The organism is Gudongella sp. QWL-04, from assembly GCF_058683975.1.
The window spans coordinates 328,619-345,833 of record NZ_CM178754.1; the positions used below are offsets into that span (position 1 = coordinate 328,619).

A 17,215-nucleotide genomic window follows, 5' to 3' on the forward strand; every position below is an offset into this window, starting at 1 on the left:
TATGAAGGGCAAAACAGCGCTTGTAACAGGCGGCAGCAGAGGGATAGGAAGAGAGATTGCCTTAGGGCTTGCAACCAGGGGATGCAATGTAGCAATAACCTATATCAGCAGTGAAGAGGTTGCTCAAAAAGTAGTTGATGAGCTCACGGAGCTAGGAGTTAAGGCCGTTGCCGTCAAGGCTGATACCGGCAATCAGGAGCAGGTCGAGACAATGGTGAAGCAGGTCGAGGAAAGCCTTGGGAGGATAGAGATCCTTGTCAATAACGCAGGGATAACAAGGGATAATCTTCTCATAAGAATGAATGAGGATGACTGGGATCAGGTAATGCAGACCAACCTTAAGGGAGCATTCCTTACTACAAAGGCAGTTGTCAGAGGAATGATGAAGAACAGATATGGAAAGATCATCAACATATCATCTGTTGTAGGAGTCATGGGTAATGCAGGGCAGGCAAATTATTCTGCCTCAAAGGCTGGACTTATAGGTCTTACAAAGTCAACAGCAAAGGAATTAGCCTCCAGAGGAATAAGAGTGAATGCAATTGCTCCGGGCTTTATAAAAACAGATATGACTGATGCGCTCAAGGAAGATGTAATCCAAGAGATGCTTAAATCCATACCGCTTGGCTACCTTGCTGAGCCAAAGGAAATAAGTAATTTGGTGAATTTCCTTGCAAGTGAGGACTCAGATTACATCACTGGGCAGGTAATTCAAATAGATGGCGGAATGCACATATAATTAAAGGAGGAATATGAAAATGGTATTTGAAAAGGTAAAAAAGATAATTGAAGAGCAGCTTGACGTAGAGGCAGAAGGAATAACAATGGAGACATCCATGATGAAGGATCTTGAGGCAGATTCATTAGACGCTGTCGAAATAATGATGGCTCTTGAGGATGAATTTGGAATAGAGATTCCTGATGAGGATGCAGAAGGATTTAAGAATATCGGAGACATTGTAAAATACGTAGAAGCAAAACTAGCCTAATTCAAAGAGGTGGATATATGAAAAGAGTTGTACTGACAGGCTTTGGAGCAGTAACGCCTCTCGGGATCGGAAAGGATGTATTTTGGGATGCTCTGCTGGAAGGAAAATCAGGAGTAGGGTATATCACTAGATTTGATGCATCTGAGCACGATACAAAAATTGCAGCTGAGGTAAAGGACTTTGACCCCACTGCATTCATGGAGAAAAAGGAAGCGAAGAGGATGGATCTGTTCGCTCAGTATGCAGTTGCAGGTACTAAAATGGCTCTGGATGATGCAGGGATCGACTTATCGAAGATCAATACTGAAAGAGCTGGAGCAATAATAGGTTCCGGGATTGGTGGGATAACCACTCTGGAAGCAGAAAAGGAAAAGCTGGATGAGAAAGGTCCTGGAAGGATAAGTCCGCTTTTTATACCAATGATGATTGCAAATATGGCCGCCGGCCAGGTATCCATGACTTTCGGCTTGAAGGGTTCATCTATGACGATTACCACGGCTTGTGCATCTGCAACCCATGCCATAGGTGAAGCCTTTAGGATGATCAAGTCCGGATACCTGGACATAGCAGTCTCAGGAGGCACTGAGAGCTCTATTACCCCTCTTTCAATGGCAGGGTTTATATCTATGAAGGCTCTTTCAACCAGGAATGAAGAACCAGCGAAGGCCAGCAGACCCTTCGATAGAAACAGAGATGGATTTGTAATGGGAGAAGGCTCAGGTATCGTTATACTGGAGGAGCTGGAGCATGCATTGAAAAGAGGAGCCAGGATATATGCAGAGGTCGTTGGCTATGGCTCAACCTCAGACGCATTCCATATTACTCAGCCCGATCCTGAAGCAACGGGAGCCATGAGAGCTATGGCACTAGCCTTGGAGGAGGGAGCAGCAAGCTCATGTGACATCGATTATATCAATGCGCATGGAACCAGCACCTACTTTAACGACAAACTGGAGACTCTGGCGATCAAAAGACTATTTGGAGAGTATGCAAAAAACATAAACATAAGCTCCACCAAATCAATGACAGGACATCTTCTAGGTGCTGCAGGGGGTGTTGAGGCAATTGCTACTGCAATGGCTATTTACACTGGGGTAATTCCACCTACGATCAACTACGAAACTAATGATGAAGAATGCGATTTGGATTATACGCCAAATAATGCAGTCAAGCGCAGCGTTCGCTATGGCTTATCCAATTCACTTGGATTTGGCGGGCATAACGCATCTATACTTCTGAAAAGGTATGAATAACTGATAACTGCCGGCACTAGCCGGCAGTTTTTTCTATATATATACATCGAATTATGCTATACTTTAGGTATAATGCGGAGGATAAAAATGAGGATCACTATACCTGAATATGTAAATCGAATAATAGATGCTTTGAATAGCGCAGGGTATAAGGCATTTCTTGTTGGAGGCTGCGTAAGGGATTCGATCCTGGGGAAGGTGCCTGCTGACTATGACATAGCCACCTCTGCTGATCCGGCTCAAATGGAGATAGTGTTCAGAAACTGGAGGACCTTTGAACCGGGACGTGTATTTGGGACTATATCTGTCGTTCAGGAGGAAGGAATAGTTGAGGTTACTGCCTTTAGAAAGGATATTGGATATTCAGACGGCAGGAGACCTGATAAGGTTGAGTTCACGACCAACTTGAATGAGGATCTTAAGAGAAGGGATTTCACGATCAATGCTATGGCCTACAGCCATTCCACTGGTGTCATAGACCCGTTTGGAGGCAGTAAGGATATAGATATGAGGCTCATCAGATGTGTAGGAGATCCATTGGAAAGGTTGAGTGAGGATTACCTGAGGATATTAAGAGCTGTCAGATTTGCTTCACAGCTGGATTTCTCAATTGAGATAAGTACCGCAGACGCCTGCACAAAGCTTTCCGCTGGACTTGACAAGGTAAGCGTTGAAAGGATCAGGGAGGAATTGTTTAAAATATTGCTGTCTGACAAGCCTTCCAAGGGATTTCTCATAATGAGATCTCTGGGGATATTAAAAGAGGTCATCCCTGAGCTGATTCCGGCAATAGGCTTCGATCAAAGGAACCCTCACCATGACAGATCAGTATTCCAGCATACTTTGATAGTACTTGACAACACTCCGCCAGTTCTCCATTTAAGACTGGCTGCACTACTACATGACATTGGGAAACCCTACACATTCTCGGTAGATGAATATGGGGTAGGGCACTTCTATGGACACGATAAGATGAGTGTAAGGATTGGTAAGGAGTTTATGCTAAGGCTTAAATGCTCAACAGAGCTTATGGAAAAGACGTTGAACCTGGTGAAGGAGCATATGGTCCATCACCCGGATTTGAGGAAAAAAGGCTTGAAGAGGCAGCTTCAGAGGGTAGGATCTGAAAACATATACCACCTTATAGATCTTCAGATAGCAGACAGGCTTAGCAAGAAGGGGAAAAAAGATATAACTAAGCTTTTAGAAAAAAAAGTAGTTATTAGTGAGATACTTGATGCCGGTGAACCCTTCAAAAAGGGTCATCTGGCGGTAAATGGAAATGATTTGAAGGCTGCAGGATACAAAGAGGGAAAGGTTATTGGAAAGCTTCTTGAGTACCTGTTGAATTGTGTGCTTGAACAGCCGGAAATAAATAACAAGGAGCAGCTTATGAGGATAGTACTCGAGATTTATCCTCCGGACTTTATAGAATAAACACCTATTATTAGGAGGGATGTAAATGGGAAAACTATTTGGTACTGATGGAGTCAGAGGCGTTGCAAATCTGGAGCTGACACCAGAGCTAGCCTTTGAAATAGGAAGGGCTGGGGCATTCGTCATATCAGAAGGAAAAAAAGGAAAGGTCATAGTAGGCAAGGATACAAGAGCGTCCGGTGATATGCTTGAGGCTGCACTTACAGCAGGGATATGCTCTATGGGTTTGGATGTAGAGTCGATCGGCGTACTTCCAACACCTGCAGTCGCCTTTCTTGCGAGAGAATATGGAGCTGTTGCAGGGGTAATGATATCAGCATCCCACAATCCAGGGGAATACAATGGTATCAAGTTTTTCAATGGAGAAGGACTTAAGCTTCCTGATGCTGTGGAAGACAAGATAGAGGATATAATCCTAAACAAGCGTGAGATGCCTGCACCTCCTATTAAGGACCTGGTAGGCAGGGTATATATAAACGAGACTGCAGCTGAGGATTATAAGGAGTTCTTGAAGAGTGCCATCAAGGTTGATCTCACTGGAGTGAAAATAGCAATGGACTGCGGCCATGGTGCTTTGTATAGGATCGGGCCATCGATTGTCAAAGAACTTGGCGGCGAAGTATTTTCTATAAATATCGAGCCAAATGGCATGAACATTAATCATGATTGCGGATCTACAAAGCCAGCCCTGGTCCAGAGACTTGTCCTTGAGAAGGGTGCCGACCTTGGTGTAGCCTTTGATGGGGATGCCGACAGAATAATTGCTGTAGATGAGAAAGGCGAGATCATTGATGGAGACCATATCCTTGCAATATGCGGCTCCTATCTGAAGGATAAGGGTGAACTGAAGAGGGATACTTTAGTTGGAACAGTTATGACCAACATGGGCTTGGACGAATACCTGAGGGAGAATGGAATGGGGATAGTTAAGACTGCAGTAGGGGACAGATACATACTCGAGGAAATGCTTAAGGAGGGCTATAATCTGGGTGGAGAACAATCCGGACATATCATATTCCTTCAGCACAACACTACTGGAGATGGTCTGGCAACTGCTTTGCACCTATTGCAGGTAATGAGTGATACAAATAAAAAAGCATCTGAACTCAACGGGTTGATGAAAAACTACCCACAGGTCCTGCTTAATGCTAAGGTTGATAATGCATATAAGACAAGGTACATGGAGATACCTGAGATCAAGGAAGAGATCATGAGGATAGAGGAGATGTTCAAAGGAGAAGGAAGGGTGTTGATAAGACCATCAGGTACTGAGCCCTTGGTAAGGGTCATGATCGAGGGTAAGGATCAGGAAATCATAACAGACATAGCCAGGGACCTTGTGGATTTTATAGAGGCAAGGATAGGGATAAAATAAGAAAAGGAGCGGTCATATGGAATATAAAATAGTAGCTGATAGCAGCTGTGACCTGAATGAAGAGCTTGAGAGCAAAATGGATGTTAGTCTGGTCCCCTTTAGAATAGACATAGACGACTCTTCCTTTATCGATGATGAAAATATTGACATGAATAATCTGGTAAGTACAATGAAGACCAGCCCCAATCCTATCAAATCCTCATGTCCTTCGCCAGGAGATTTCAAAGAAAGATATATGGATGCAGACAATGTATTTGTGGTAACGATATCGAAGGAATTGTCAGGTACCTACAATAGCGCAATTCTTGCAAAGGAAATGATACTTGAGGAGATGAAAGATAAGTTCATACATGTTTTCAACTCAAGGTCAGCTAGCGTAGGTGAGACTCTGACAGCAATCAAGATCAAGGAATGTCTGGATAAACGAATGTCTAATGAGCAGCTTGTGGAGAAGGTTGAGCAATACATCGAGGACATGAAGACCTTCTTCATTTCTGATGATTTGAGCAACCTGATCAAAAATGGTCGAATATCAAAGGCTCAGGGTCTTATAGCCAACGTCCTTAATATCAAGCCAATCATGAAGGCTACAGATGATGGCAACATTGAAGCTGTTGAGAAGATTAGAGGCAGCAAGAAGGCTTTTAAAAGGCTTGCAGAGATAATCGCAGAAAATGGGGTTAAATTTGAGGAGAGGATACTTGCCATATCTCATGCAAATGCCCTGCAAAAGGCCCTGGATCTAAAAGAAGATCTTGCAGGACTTAACTTCAAGGATGTCATAATAGTCGAGACCAAGGGCTTGAGTACTGTATATGTAAATGATGGCGGTATAATAGTATCTTACTAAAAATCTAGGCGGCGGTTAAAAAAGTATCCGAAAAAGTATTTGACAAATCGCCGCCGGATGCTATAATAGATAAAGTAGGCGCTAAGGCACCTAACATTACATGCGGGAATGGCGGAATTGGCAGACGCGCTAGACTTAGGATCTAGTGTCAACGACGTGGGGGTTCAAGTCCTCTTTCCCGCACCAGCAAAAACCAGTGGTTCTGCCATTGGTTTTTTCATATGTATGCAATTATGCGCGGATATGGTATAATACTACGATGGAAACAACAATTCGTGTCAATAAAAAATATATTAGGGGGTTCATTGATGAAGGCTGTTTTTGAAAAAAAGGAGAAAAACACGGTACACTTTAATATCGAATTGCCTGCAGGCGACTTTGAGGGAGCTTTGCAAAAAGCTTACTTGAAGAATAGGGGAAAATTCAACATACCCGGATTTAGAAAGGGTAAGGTCCCAAGAAAAATAATTGAAATGAACTTTGGAGCAGACATATTCTTTGAAGATGCTATAAATCTGCTTTTACCTGAGGCTTATTCAGATGCTATCGAAGAGTTGAAGCTTGAACCTGTAGACAGTCCGGAGGTAGATGTCGAAGATATAAACCTTGGAGAGCCTGTAAACGTTAAATTCAGCGTTGATGTAAAGCCTGAGATCGAGCTCGGGGATTACAATGCAATAGAGCTAGAAAAGGTAGACTACTCAGCAACCGATGCAATGATAGATGCAGAAATCGATAGAGTGAGAAACCTGAACTCCAGGATGATCGATGCAGGAGATAGAGAAATTGTTAACGGCGACTTTGTAACCATGGATTTTGTAGGATTTGTTGATGATGAAGCCTTCGAAGGAGGAGCTTCAGAGGATCATGTTCTTGAAATTGGCTCGGGACAATTCATCCCAGGCTTCGAAGAAGGTCTTATCGGCAAGAAAAAGGGAGAGGCCACCGAGGTAGAGGTAACATTCCCGGAGGAGTATCATGAGGAGTCACTTAAGGGCAAGCCGGCAGTATTCAAGGTCGATATAAAAGAAATAAAGGTCAAAGAGCTTCCTGAGCTTGATGATGAATTTGCAAAGGATGTCAGCGAGTTCGATACTCTTGAGGATTATAAGAACAGTATCAAAGAGGAACTGGAAAAGCAGCTTAAGGATCAGGAAAAGATCGAGACTGAGAATAAAATAGTCGAGAAAGTCGTTGAAATTTCCAGCTTTGATGTTCCTGAAGGCATGATACAGTCACAAATCGACAACGAAATAAAGGACTTTGAGTATAGAGTAGGCATGCAAGGATTCAACATGGAAAGATATCTTGAGCTCACGGGAATGTCTGTTGAGGAGCTTAGAAACAACTTCAGATCAGTAGCTGAGAGAAGAGTAAGAGCGGACCTTGTACTGGAGGCCATAGCAAAGGCTGAAGGAGTAGAGGTAACTGAAGAGGATATTGATAAGGAGCTAGAAAAGCTGGCTGAGCAGTACAAGCAAGAAAACGTGGAGAAGTTTGTAAAGGACATGAAAAAAGGAGATTTAGGCTTCCTAAAAGCGGGTATATCAAACAGTAAAGTTTTAGACCTGTTGAATGAGAAGGTCAAATTCATCTAATTAGTAGGAGGTATGAATATGTCATTGGTACCTATAGTTGTTGAGCAAACTAACAGAGGGGAAAGGTCCTACGATATATATTCAAGATTGCTTAAGGACAGGATCATAATGCTGGGATCTGAGATAAACGATGTTGTCGCGGACTTGGTAGTCGCACAGCTTCTGTTTCTTGAGGCAGAAGACCCAGAGAAGGATATACAGATCTATATCAACAGTCCGGGTGGTTCGGTCAGTGCAGGATTTGCTATTTTTGATACGATCCAGTACATTAAGCCTGACGTTGCAACCATATGCGTGGGAAGGGCTGCATCTATGGGAGCATTCCTTCTGGCTGCAGGAACAAAGGGCAAGAGATTTGCGTTGCCAAACTCAGACATCATGATCCATCAACCCCTTGGCGGGGCTCAGGGACAAGCAGAGGATATAAGGATCCAGGCTGAAAAGATCATCGAGATAAGAGAGAGAATAAACAGGATATTGTCAGAAAGAACAGGACAGCCGCTGGAGAGGATAGCTAAGGATACGGACAGAGACTATTACATGAGCGCTTCAGAGGCTGTGGAATATGGAATTATTGATGCCATAATGGAGAGAAAGAAATAAGAGGTGAGTCCATGGCAAAAAATGACGACAAGCAATTGAGATGCTCGTTCTGTGGAAAACCACAGGATCAGGTCAAAAGGCTCATTGCAGGTCCAAATGTGTTTATATGCAATGAATGTATCGAGCTGTGTCAGGAGATAATCGAGGAGGAGTTCGTAGATTATTTGAATGATTTTGAACTTGAGGAAGTTCCAAAGCCCTCTGAAATAAGAGAAACGCTTGATGAGTACGTAATACAGCAGGAAAGAGCTAAGAAGGGTCTGGCAGTTGCTGTATACAACCACTATAAGAGAATACACAGGAAGCCTTCAAAGAACGATTCAGTCGAGCTACAAAAGAGCAATATCCTTATGATAGGACCTACAGGCTCAGGTAAGACTCTTTTGGCTCAGACGCTGGCTAAAATTTTGAACGTTCCATTCGCGATAGCTGATGCAACATCATTGACTGAGGCAGGTTATGTTGGCGAGGATGTAGAAAATATAATCCTGAAGCTGATCCAGGCAGCTGACTATGATATAGAGAAGGCTGAAAAGGGTATAGTTTATATCGATGAGATAGATAAAATTGCGAGAAAGACAGAGAATCCATCAATTACAAGAGACGTAAGCGGAGAGGGCGTTCAACAGGCATTATTGAAGATCCTTGAAGGTACGGTCGCAAACGTGCCTCCTCAGGGGGGCAGAAAGCATCCCCATCAGGAGTTTATACAGGTAGATACTACAAACATACTGTTTATCGTCGGAGGAGCATTTGACAGCCTTGATAAGATAATTCAGTCGAGAGTAGGCAAGAAATCCATGGGTTTTGGTGCAGATGTAAAGTCGCAAAGAAGAAATATGGGCGAGCTTCTTAAGCAGATCCAGCCTGAGGACCTCATAAAGTATGGTCTTATCCCTGAATTTGTTGGGAGACTTCCAGTGGTAGTAACACTTGAGGAGCTTGATGAGGAAGCCTTGGTAAGAATATTGACCGAGCCAAGAAATGCTCTTGTCAAGCAGTATAAAGAGCTTTTCGCCATGGATGATGTTGAGCTTGACTTTGAGGAATCTGCACTTAGAGTGATTGCGAAGAAATCAATCGAGAGAAAGACTGGAGCAAGAGGCCTTAGAGGAATCATCGAGGAGAGAATGCTTGATATAATGTATGAAATCCCAAATAGAACAGATGTTGAAAAATGCGTCATAACTAAAGAAACAATAGAGAATGACGGAGAGCCTACTTTGGTATTATCACAGGAAAAGAAGAGTAGGGCCAGAAAAAAAGGCAATAAGGAATCCGCATCCTAAAGGCTCACAACAGTGAGCCTTTATTTTTCCAATGAAGGAGGGATATGATGAAAAACCCCTATGTAATAGAAGATAAAGTACTGCCCCTTATACCCTTAAGAGGCATTTCGATTTTTCCACACATGGTGATACATTTTGACGTTGGAAGGGAGAAATCCGTCCAGGCTCTGGAAAAATCCATGATGGATGATTCGCTTATACTACTTTGTACACAAATAAATCCAAAGCTGGAGGAGCCTACAACTGATGACTTTTATCATGTAGGAACTATCGCCAAGGTCAAACAGATGCTTAAGCTTCCTGGGGGAAGCATTAGAGTATTGGTAGAGGGATTGAACAGAGGTAAAGTAAAAAAGGTAGTGCAGACAGAACCCTATTTTCTTGCTGAAGCTGAAGAGTATAGCTATAATCCTGAAGAGATAGAGAAAAGTCAGGATATTGAGGCTGCAATGAGACTAGTGATTGTTGATCTTGAAGAATACATCTCCTTGAATTCCAAGGTGTCCTCTGAGGTTCTTTTTACGATCTCAGATATTGAGGATCCAGGGAGACTTGCTGATGTAATAGCATCCTACGTATTCCTTAAACAGGAAGACGATCAGAGGATCCTGGAGGCTTTCGATCTCTATGAAAGGCTTGAGGTTCTCCACCAGATACTTCAGGAGGAGATAGAACTCTTAAGAATAGAGGACAAAATCAACCAGAGAGTAAGAAAGCAAATCAACAAAATCCAGAAGGAGTATTATCTCAAGGAACAGCTGAAGGCAATCCAAAAAGAGCTGGGAGAGGACGATGACCTCTCGGGAGAGATCGAGGATTACGAAGCCAGGCTGAATAAAATAAAAATGCCTAAAGAAGTCAAAGATAAGGCTATGAAGGAAGTTGAGAGGCTTTCGCGTACACCTTCTCATTCAGCTGAGGTAGGTGTAATAAGGACATATCTCGATTGGATAGTAGAGCTCCCGTGGGATAAGGAAACAAAGGAAAAAATTGATATTAAAAAAGCCAGAGAAATACTGGACGCTGACCATTACGGACTGAAGGACGTTAAAGAAAGAATACTAGAATTCATAGCCATCAGGAAGCTTTCAACCTCGATTAAGGGACCTATATTATGTTTAGTTGGTCCCCCGGGAGTAGGAAAGACCTCGATAGCAAAGTCTATTGCATCTTCGTTGAACAGAAATTTCGTAAGGATGTCTCTTGGGGGAGTTAGAGATGAGGCAGAGATAAGAGGACACAGGAGAACTTACGTAGGGGCAATGCCAGGCAGGATAATCAGCTCGATAAAGAAGGCCGGAACTAAGAATCCAGTATTTCTATTCGATGAGATAGATAAGCTTGCCAATGACTTCAGAGGCGATCCTGCAAGTGCACTCCTGGAGGTATTAGATCCTGAACAGAACACTACATTTACTGACCATTTTCTGGATGCACCCTTCGACTTATCAAAGGTTCTTTTTATAACAACCGCAAATACGACATCAAGCATTCCTCCTGCGCTACTAGACCGGATGGAGATAATTCGGATCAGTGGCTATACAGAGGAAGAAAAACTGGAAATTGCAAAACGATACCTGCTGCCTAAACAAATGAAGGAGCACGGCCTTAAGGAAGCACAAATGACTATGTCTGAGGGAGCTATAAGGGATATCATAAACTATTATACTAGGGAAGCCGGTGTCAGAAGCCTTGAAAGAAATATTGCCGGCATCTGCAGAAAGGCTGCTAAGGCAATAGTGGAAAAGAACAAAAAGCTTGTTAGGATCAATTCCGGTAATCTTTCAGGATACCTGGGTGCCGGTCGATATAGATACGACACGGTGGAGGAAAAAGATCAGATAGGTGTTGCCAATGGTCTTGCATGGACAGCAGTTGGAGGTGAGACTCTTTCTGTTGAGGTGACTACCATGCAGGGGACAGGGAAAACACAGCTTACAGGCAAGCTTGGAGAGGTAATGAAGGAGTCAGCTATGGCGGGTATAAGCTTTATAAGAGCAAATGCGGAAAGACTTAAGGTTCCTTCAGATTTTCATAAGGATATGGATATCCATATCCATGTTCCTGAAGGAGCAATTCCTAAGGATGGTCCTTCTGCAGGAATCACCATTGCGACTGCCTTGATATCAGCCCTTTCCAACACACCTGTATATAAGGATGTTGCCATGACCGGGGAGATCACTCTTAGAGGAAGAGTGCTGCCTGTAGGCGGTATTAAAGAAAAGCTTCTTGCAGCCCATAGAATGGGAATTAAGAAGGTTTTGCTCCCCTTTGAGAATGAAAAGGATCTTGAGGAGATACCTGATAAAATCAAGAAGAAAATGGAATTCGTGCTTGTGAAGAGTCTGGATGAGGTTCTCGTACATGCATTGGCCACCAAGGGTGATGAAAATGAAAATAAATAAGTCTGACCTACAGGCAATGGCAGTTGCACCAGCAGGCTACCCACAGGATGAATTGCCCGAGATTGCCTTTGCAGGGAGATCGAATGTTGGGAAATCATCATTCATAAATGCTATGCTGAACAGAACAAATCTAGCAAGAACCAGCGGCAAGCCGGGGAAGACGCGAACCATAAATTTTTATATGATTAACGAAAACTTCAGATTTGTTGATCTTCCAGGCTATGGTTATGCACAGGTATCCAAGACCGAGAGAAAAAAATGGGGAGAGATCATTGAGAAATACCTCAGGAACAGACCGAATCTAAAAGCCATTGCACTGATCCTGGATATTAGGCATAAACCGACTCCTCAGGACATAGATATGTACAATTGGATAAAAGCTTTTAATATACAACCGGTAATTGTTGCTACAAAGGCAGATAAGATAGCCAGAGGACAATGGGAAAGACACCTTAAGATAATTAGAGAAGCTTTGGAAGTAAAATCTGGAGAAGTTCCAATAATACCATTTTCTTCATCAAAGAAAATCAATGTGGATAAGCTGTGGGAGTTACTTGAGGCATACCTTCAACTATCGATAAATAAGCAGGAAAAAGACCAGTGATCCCACTGGTCTTTTTTAAGTACATTTTATTATTCTTTTTCAAACATATCCTTAGTTGCGCCACATACTGGGCAAACCCAATCCTCTGGCAGATCCTCAAAAGCAGTTCCAGGAGCGATGCCTCCATCCGGATCTCCCTCAGCTGGATCATAAACATAACCACATGGTCCACAAACCCATTTGTCCATATAAAATTCTCCTTTCGCTTGTTATTTTGTTGAGTTACCTAATTATACCATATATTTTCTGAAAATAAACTATGATTTTGGGAGTCTCGATAATAACATAGATTAATATGTTTCAAAGTGGGTAAAATACCTAAGAATAGAACATGACGGGTGTGATGGCAATGAATTATATTTATAAAGGATCTGTCTGCAGCGATTTGGATACCATAAAATCCTTTATAGACAAGACAGTTCAAATACTGAACGGAATAATAAGTGATCGGGACCTGATGTTTGACATCAGGGTAATTCTCAACGAATTGATCGTCAATGGAGCGCTTCATGGGAATGAATGCATGTCCTCCAAGACGGTCAGCCTCACCCTAAGGATGAGCGAAGATAAGCTCATGATAGAGGTTGAGGATGAGGGAAGAGGCATCAATTATAATCTGAAGGAATATAATCCCTCCGATCTGAAATCCTGGGGCAGAGGCCTGGTTCTGGTCAATGGTTTATCCGACGAATTTTACGTTGACAGGAACAGAGTAGTTTCAGTAAAAAGGATCGTATAGGAGGGAATGAATATGAATAAGAGCATTGCTATTCTTATGGTATTATCACTGCTAGCAGGAGTGATGATACCATTTGTTGTGTACGGAGAGGAGCAGGGATATGATTTGGAAGAGCTGACTGAAAGAGCAAAACAAATTTTTGAGATCTCAAACGACTACGACACCTTCAATTCAAGCGTCAGCTCCTATGGAGGAAGAACGTATTATTACTTTAACTGGAAAGACTCATCAGGAAAGCTTAACGAGATCAATGTGACGATAGATAGTCAAGGTCTCGTTACCTCTTACAGCACCTATGATCCAAAGGCTCCCGAGGAGCAAAGATTGCCAAGAATAACAAAGGATGAGGCTATAACTCTTGCAGTCAAATTCATTGAAAGGCTGGGAAATGGAATCTCAGCTAGTATAAAATATGACGATACAAGCTATTACGCAGCTGCAAGCGATCCAAATTATAATCTCAGATTCATCAGAATCGTTAACGGGATCCCTTTCAGCGATAATGATTTGAATATAAGCATTTCCAAGAGCTCAGGTAAAATCACCAACCTTTATTTGAATTGGATAAAGGATGCTGAGTTCAGTGGACTTGAAGGCATTATGGATATTGAAGATGCTAAGAATGCATATAAAGAAATTCCGGGTATTCAGCTGGTATATAAAATAAGCGATCGGTATCCAAGACCTTTGGATTCCTCAGGGCAGGAGCTTGTACATTACCTGGTTTATGCTCCAGTGGACAATATAACCATGATTGATCCATGGACTGGCGAACCTGTTATTTCAGGTTATGGACCTTATGGTATGGGTGGCGGTAAGGCGGAAGAAATGGATCAAGGTGGAATTACACCCATAGAGAAGGAGGAGCTAGAAAAGCTTAAGGGGTTGTTGTCATCAACTACAGCAGAAGAGATTAGCAGAGATGATCTTGATCTTGGTGAAGATTATATTATTGAAAGCCAGAGTCTTTATTCCTCATGGAAGAACAAGGCTGAGTATATTTGGTCCACCAGCTTCTCAAAGAACAGAGGTGCAGAAAACGCTGAATTTGTTGAAGTATCCTTAGATGCCAAATCTGGAGATCTCATATCCTTCTACATCAACAATTCAGAAAATGAAGGTAAAAAGCCTACAATTGACAGGGAGATGGCCAGAAAAATTGCTGTGAGCTACATCAATAAAACTATTCCGGAGCTTAAGGACTCCATCAAGAGTGCCAACGAATACAATATAGTTGAAACAGAAAGGCTTCAATATTTCACATTCAACAGATATGCTGATGATATCCAGATAGAAGGAGATTCTGTTACTGTAGTTGTGGATGCCTATGATGAGACTGTTGCATCCTACAATAAGTCCTGGTACACAGGAAGCCTGCCTTCATCTGAGGGTGTCATTACCCTTGATACAGCTTATGAAGCACTTATGGAAAGCGTAGGCTTTGGACTTGGGTATCGTATAATCCCTGTAGAAGATAAGGGCGTATGGTCTGACCAAGTAAGGCTGGTGTATCAGATTAGTCCTCAAAGAGCGCCGTATATAGATCCATTCTCAGGAGAACCTCTTGATTACTCCGGGAATCCTTATAGGATGAGGCAGGTTATAAGCTATGACGATCTGGGAAACTCCTATGCTAGGGATAAAATAATCCTCCTTGCCGAATACGGTATAATTTTGCCTGGAGAAGATTTCATGCCAAAGACACTGATACTACAGAAGGATTTCATGAGATATCTATGGGGAGCGATGAACTCCTACAGGCTGGATAGAGAGGTATCCGATGATACAATATATCAGGAACTTACCCAAGGTGGAATAATTAATGATGATGAGATCAACAGGGAAGGAACGGTAACAAAAGCTGAGGCTGCAAAGTTTGTGGTTAGAGCAAAAGGTCTGGCAAAAATTGCCTCGATACAAGGCATATATGCAAATATTTTCAAAGATTCATCCACCATTGACTCAAATTACAAGGGTTATATCACCCTGGCATATGGCCTTGGAATTCTGAAGGGAGACAATTCAGGCTATATAAGGGCGAATTATACCCTCAAACGAGAGGATGCAGCATCGGTAATATTTGAATTTGCGTTCAATGGATCATGATCAAATTATCGAATATGTCAGCCAGCTCCTAAGAGCTGGCTGATGCATTTTTCGAATACTTTACAAAATAGAGATAATGGGATAATATTAATGGGTTGAAGAACAATCAAATAATAGAAGGGATCTGTAATATTAAATGATAAGAGAAGATATAAGAAACATTGCAATAATCGCCCACGTCGATCACGGTAAAACTACACTCGTAGACAGCCTGCTGAAGCAGTCAGGAATATTCAGGGCGAATCAGCAGGTCAATGAAAGAGTAATGGACTCCAATGATATAGAGCGGGAGAGGGGAATTACTATCCTGGCAAAAAATACAGCTGTAAATTATAAAGGGGTAAAGATAAACATTGTTGATACTCCTGGGCATGCTGACTTTGGTGGAGAGGTTGAAAGAGTACTAAAGATGGTAAATGGAGTGGTTCTTCTAGTTGATGCTTTCGAGGGACCTATGCCTCAGACAAAGTTTGTGCTTAAAAAGGCACTGGATCTTCAGCTGCCTGTCGTAGTGTCCATAAATAAGATCGACAGACCGGAAGCGCGTCCAGAGGAAGTTATAGATGAGTTACTAGACCTATTTATCGAACTGGGAGCAAATAGCGGTCAGCTTGATTGCCCATTCGTCTTTACATCGGCAAAAAAGGGTACGGCAGCACTTGAACCTGGTGGAGACGAGGAATCGATGGAAGCTTTATTTGAAACCATCCTGACGTATATACCTGCACCTGAAGGTGATCCAGAAGAGCCGCTTCAGCTTATTATTTCCACAATTGACTACAATGAATATATTGGCAGGATAGGTATAGGCAAGGTTGAGAGAGGAACTATAAGAAGCGGGCAGGAGGTTGTGATAGTTAACCAGGCTCACCCTGAAAGACAGCTGAAGGCTAAGATCGCAAAGCTTTACGAGTTCCAGGGTCTTGCAAGAGTAGAAGTTGACTATGCTGCAATGGGAAGTATAATAGCTGTTTCGGGTCCGTCGGACATTGAAATAGGTGACACTATATGCGACACTGAGGCTGCACAAGCTCTTGATTTTGTGAAAATATCTGAGCCTACACTAGCAATGACATTTTCCGTAAATAATAGCCCTTTTGCCGGAAGAGAGGGAGAATTTGTAACATCCAGACAGCTTAGGACCAGACTTTACAGAGAAGTACAGACGGATGTCAGCCTTAGAGTCGAGGATACCGATTCGACTGATGCCTTCAAGGTTTCGGGGAGAGGTGAGCTTCACCTTTCTGTTCTAATTGAAAATATGAGAAGAGAAGGCTACGAATTCCAGGTATCTAAACCGGAGGTTCTTTACAGAATGATTGAAGGCAAACGCCACGAGCCAATGGAGATGGTGACGGTTGATGTCAACTCTGAATTTGTCGGGGCCGTCATAGACAAGCTTGGTCAGAGAAAAGGTGAGCTGGTGAGCATGTCAGAGTCAAATGGGGGATATGCAAGGCTCTTGTTTTCTATCCCCGCTAGAGGACTCATAGGGTACAGACAGGAGTTCCTTACAGATACAAAAGGGAATGGGGTCCTGAATTCCATATTCGATGGATATCTGCCCTACAAGGGTGATATTCCAAGAAGGAAGACCGGATCAATAATAGCCTTTGAAACTGGAGATTCAACAAGCTATGGCTTGTATTCAGCTCAGGAAAGAGGTATCCTCTTTATAGAGCCTGGAACTCAGGTTTATGAGGGTATGGTGGTCGGTTCTAATCCCAAGGGACTGGATATTGAAGTAAACGTTACGAGAAAAAAACAGCAGTCCAATATTCGTGCTGCTGGCTCAGATGATGCACTTAGACTATCTCCTCCTAAGCTGATGTCGCTGGAGGAAGCATTGGAGTTTATAGAGGACGACGAGTTGATCGAGATCACCCCGAAATCAATACGGATAAGAAAGAAAATATTGGATGCAGGAAAGAGATATAAATCAAAGAAATAGCTCGCCCTAAGGGGGA

General features: G+C 42.6%; 15 protein-coding genes and 1 tRNA gene. 15 read left to right on the forward strand and 1 reads right to left on the reverse strand.

Annotated features, from left to right (window positions below; translation table 11 throughout):
• Position 1 precedes the first annotated feature (1 nt).
• From fabG to yihA, 12 genes are all read left to right on the forward strand, one after another.
• Positions 2–739 (forward strand): 3-oxoacyl-[acyl-carrier-protein] reductase, encoded by a 738-nt coding sequence (gene fabG, locus AC4PHB_RS01665; RefSeq protein ID WP_492136934.1) that lies wholly within the window; start codon positions 2–4, stop codon positions 737–739.
• A gap of 19 nt (positions 740–758) precedes the next feature.
• The gene (gene acpP / locus AC4PHB_RS01670; RefSeq protein ID WP_492136935.1) at positions 759–989 is read left to right on the forward strand and encodes an acyl carrier protein; all 231 of its coding nucleotides are present in this window, start codon (positions 759–761) and stop codon (positions 987–989) included.
• Between the two features lie 17 nt (positions 990–1,006).
• Positions 1,007–2,242, forward strand: a complete 1,236-nt coding sequence (fabF, locus tag AC4PHB_RS01675) for a beta-ketoacyl-ACP synthase II (protein WP_492136936.1) — start codon at positions 1,007–1,009, stop codon at positions 2,240–2,242.
• Between the two features lie 87 nt (positions 2,243–2,329).
• A complete protein-coding gene (locus AC4PHB_RS01680) occupies positions 2,330–3,679 on the forward strand; it encodes a CCA tRNA nucleotidyltransferase (protein WP_492136937.1) in 1,350 nt (449 codons plus the stop codon).
• A gap of 25 nt (positions 3,680–3,704) precedes the next feature.
• Positions 3,705–5,054 carry a phosphoglucosamine mutase gene (glmM, locus tag AC4PHB_RS01685; protein WP_492136938.1) on the forward strand — a complete coding sequence of 450 codons (1,350 nt, stop codon included), beginning with the start codon at positions 3,705–3,707 and terminating at the stop codon, positions 5,052–5,054.
• Between the two features lie 16 nt (positions 5,055–5,070).
• The gene (locus tag AC4PHB_RS01690) at positions 5,071–5,904 is read left to right on the forward strand and encodes a DegV family protein (RefSeq protein ID WP_492136939.1); all 834 of its coding nucleotides are present in this window, start codon (positions 5,071–5,073) and stop codon (positions 5,902–5,904) included.
• 102 nt (positions 5,905–6,006) lie between these two features.
• Positions 6,007–6,090: transfer RNA gene (locus AC4PHB_RS01695), tRNA-Leu, on the forward strand.
• A gap of 122 nt (positions 6,091–6,212) precedes the next feature.
• Complete coding sequence (gene tig, locus AC4PHB_RS01700) at positions 6,213–7,502, forward strand: trigger factor (RefSeq protein ID WP_492136940.1); 1,290 nt, start codon at positions 6,213–6,215, stop codon at positions 7,500–7,502.
• Between the two features lie 18 nt (positions 7,503–7,520).
• Positions 7,521–8,105 carry an ATP-dependent Clp endopeptidase proteolytic subunit ClpP gene (clpP, locus tag AC4PHB_RS01705; RefSeq protein ID WP_128426384.1) on the forward strand — a complete coding sequence of 195 codons (585 nt, stop codon included), beginning with the start codon at positions 7,521–7,523 and terminating at the stop codon, positions 8,103–8,105.
• An 11-nt stretch (positions 8,106–8,116) separates the two neighbouring features.
• Positions 8,117–9,394 carry an ATP-dependent Clp protease ATP-binding subunit ClpX gene (gene clpX / locus AC4PHB_RS01710; RefSeq protein ID WP_492136941.1) on the forward strand — a complete coding sequence of 426 codons (1,278 nt, stop codon included), beginning with the start codon at positions 8,117–8,119 and terminating at the stop codon, positions 9,392–9,394.
• A gap of 44 nt (positions 9,395–9,438) precedes the next feature.
• Complete coding sequence (gene lon, locus AC4PHB_RS01715) at positions 9,439–11,799, forward strand: endopeptidase La (protein WP_492136942.1); 2,361 nt, start codon at positions 9,439–9,441, stop codon at positions 11,797–11,799.
• A complete protein-coding gene (gene yihA / locus AC4PHB_RS01720; RefSeq protein WP_492136943.1) occupies positions 11,786–12,403 on the forward strand; it encodes a ribosome biogenesis GTP-binding protein YihA/YsxC in 618 nt (205 codons plus the stop codon). Before lon ends, yihA begins: the two co-directional genes overlap by 14 nt.
• Before the next feature lie 29 nt (positions 12,404–12,432).
• Here the strand turns inward: yihA and rd are convergent, their stop codons facing one another.
• Positions 12,433–12,591 carry a rubredoxin gene (rd, locus tag AC4PHB_RS01725; RefSeq protein ID WP_128426380.1) on the reverse strand — a complete coding sequence of 53 codons (159 nt, stop codon included), beginning with the start codon at positions 12,589–12,591 and terminating at the stop codon, positions 12,433–12,435.
• A gap of 161 nt (positions 12,592–12,752) precedes the next feature.
• Here rd and AC4PHB_RS01730 point away from each other — a divergent pair, with 161 nt between their 5' ends.
• The 3 genes from AC4PHB_RS01730 (at position 12,753) to typA (ending at position 17,199) form a co-directional block, all read left to right on the forward strand.
• Complete coding sequence (locus AC4PHB_RS01730; protein WP_492136944.1) at positions 12,753–13,142, forward strand: ATP-binding protein; 390 nt, start codon at positions 12,753–12,755, stop codon at positions 13,140–13,142.
• 12 nt (positions 13,143–13,154) lie between these two features.
• A complete protein-coding gene (locus tag AC4PHB_RS01735; protein WP_492136945.1) occupies positions 13,155–15,248 on the forward strand; it encodes a YcdB/YcdC domain-containing protein in 2,094 nt (697 codons plus the stop codon).
• 136 nt (positions 15,249–15,384) lie between these two features.
• Entirely contained in the window at positions 15,385–17,199 is a 1,815-nt protein-coding gene (gene typA, locus AC4PHB_RS01740; RefSeq protein WP_492136946.1) for a translational GTPase TypA, read from the forward strand.
• The last annotated feature ends 16 nt before the right edge of the window (positions 17,200–17,215 follow it).

Excerpts from the sequence above, each read along its gene's own strand:
- fabG (WP_492136934.1), top strand. The coding sequence starts at position 2 with ATGAAGGGCAAAACAGCGCTTGTAACAGGCGGCAGCAGAGGGATAGGA.
- acpP (WP_492136935.1), top strand. The coding sequence starts at position 759 with ATGGTATTTGAAAAGGTAAAAAAGATAATTGAAGAGCAGCTTGACGTA.
- fabF (WP_492136936.1), top strand. The coding sequence starts at position 1,007 with ATGAAAAGAGTTGTACTGACAGGCTTTGGAGCAGTAACGCCTCTCGGG.
- AC4PHB_RS01680 (WP_492136937.1), top strand. The coding sequence starts at position 2,330 with ATGAGGATCACTATACCTGAATATGTAAATCGAATAATAGATGCTTTG.
- glmM (WP_492136938.1), top strand. The coding sequence starts at position 3,705 with ATGGGAAAACTATTTGGTACTGATGGAGTCAGAGGCGTTGCAAATCTG.
- AC4PHB_RS01690 (WP_492136939.1), top strand. The coding sequence starts at position 5,071 with ATGGAATATAAAATAGTAGCTGATAGCAGCTGTGACCTGAATGAAGAG.
- tig (WP_492136940.1), top strand. The coding sequence starts at position 6,213 with ATGAAGGCTGTTTTTGAAAAAAAGGAGAAAAACACGGTACACTTTAAT.
- clpP (WP_128426384.1), top strand. The coding sequence starts at position 7,521 with ATGTCATTGGTACCTATAGTTGTTGAGCAAACTAACAGAGGGGAAAGG.
- clpX (WP_492136941.1), top strand. The coding sequence starts at position 8,117 with ATGGCAAAAAATGACGACAAGCAATTGAGATGCTCGTTCTGTGGAAAA.
- lon (WP_492136942.1), top strand. The coding sequence starts at position 9,439 with ATGATGAAAAACCCCTATGTAATAGAAGATAAAGTACTGCCCCTTATA.
- yihA (WP_492136943.1), top strand. The coding sequence starts at position 11,786 with ATGAAAATAAATAAGTCTGACCTACAGGCAATGGCAGTTGCACCAGCA.
- rd (WP_128426380.1), bottom strand. The coding sequence starts at position 12,591 with ATGGACAAATGGGTTTGTGGACCATGTGGTTATGTTTATGATCCAGCT.
- AC4PHB_RS01730 (WP_492136944.1), top strand. The coding sequence starts at position 12,753 with ATGAATTATATTTATAAAGGATCTGTCTGCAGCGATTTGGATACCATA.
- AC4PHB_RS01735 (WP_492136945.1), top strand. The coding sequence starts at position 13,155 with ATGAATAAGAGCATTGCTATTCTTATGGTATTATCACTGCTAGCAGGA.
- typA (WP_492136946.1), top strand. The coding sequence starts at position 15,385 with ATGATAAGAGAAGATATAAGAAACATTGCAATAATCGCCCACGTCGAT.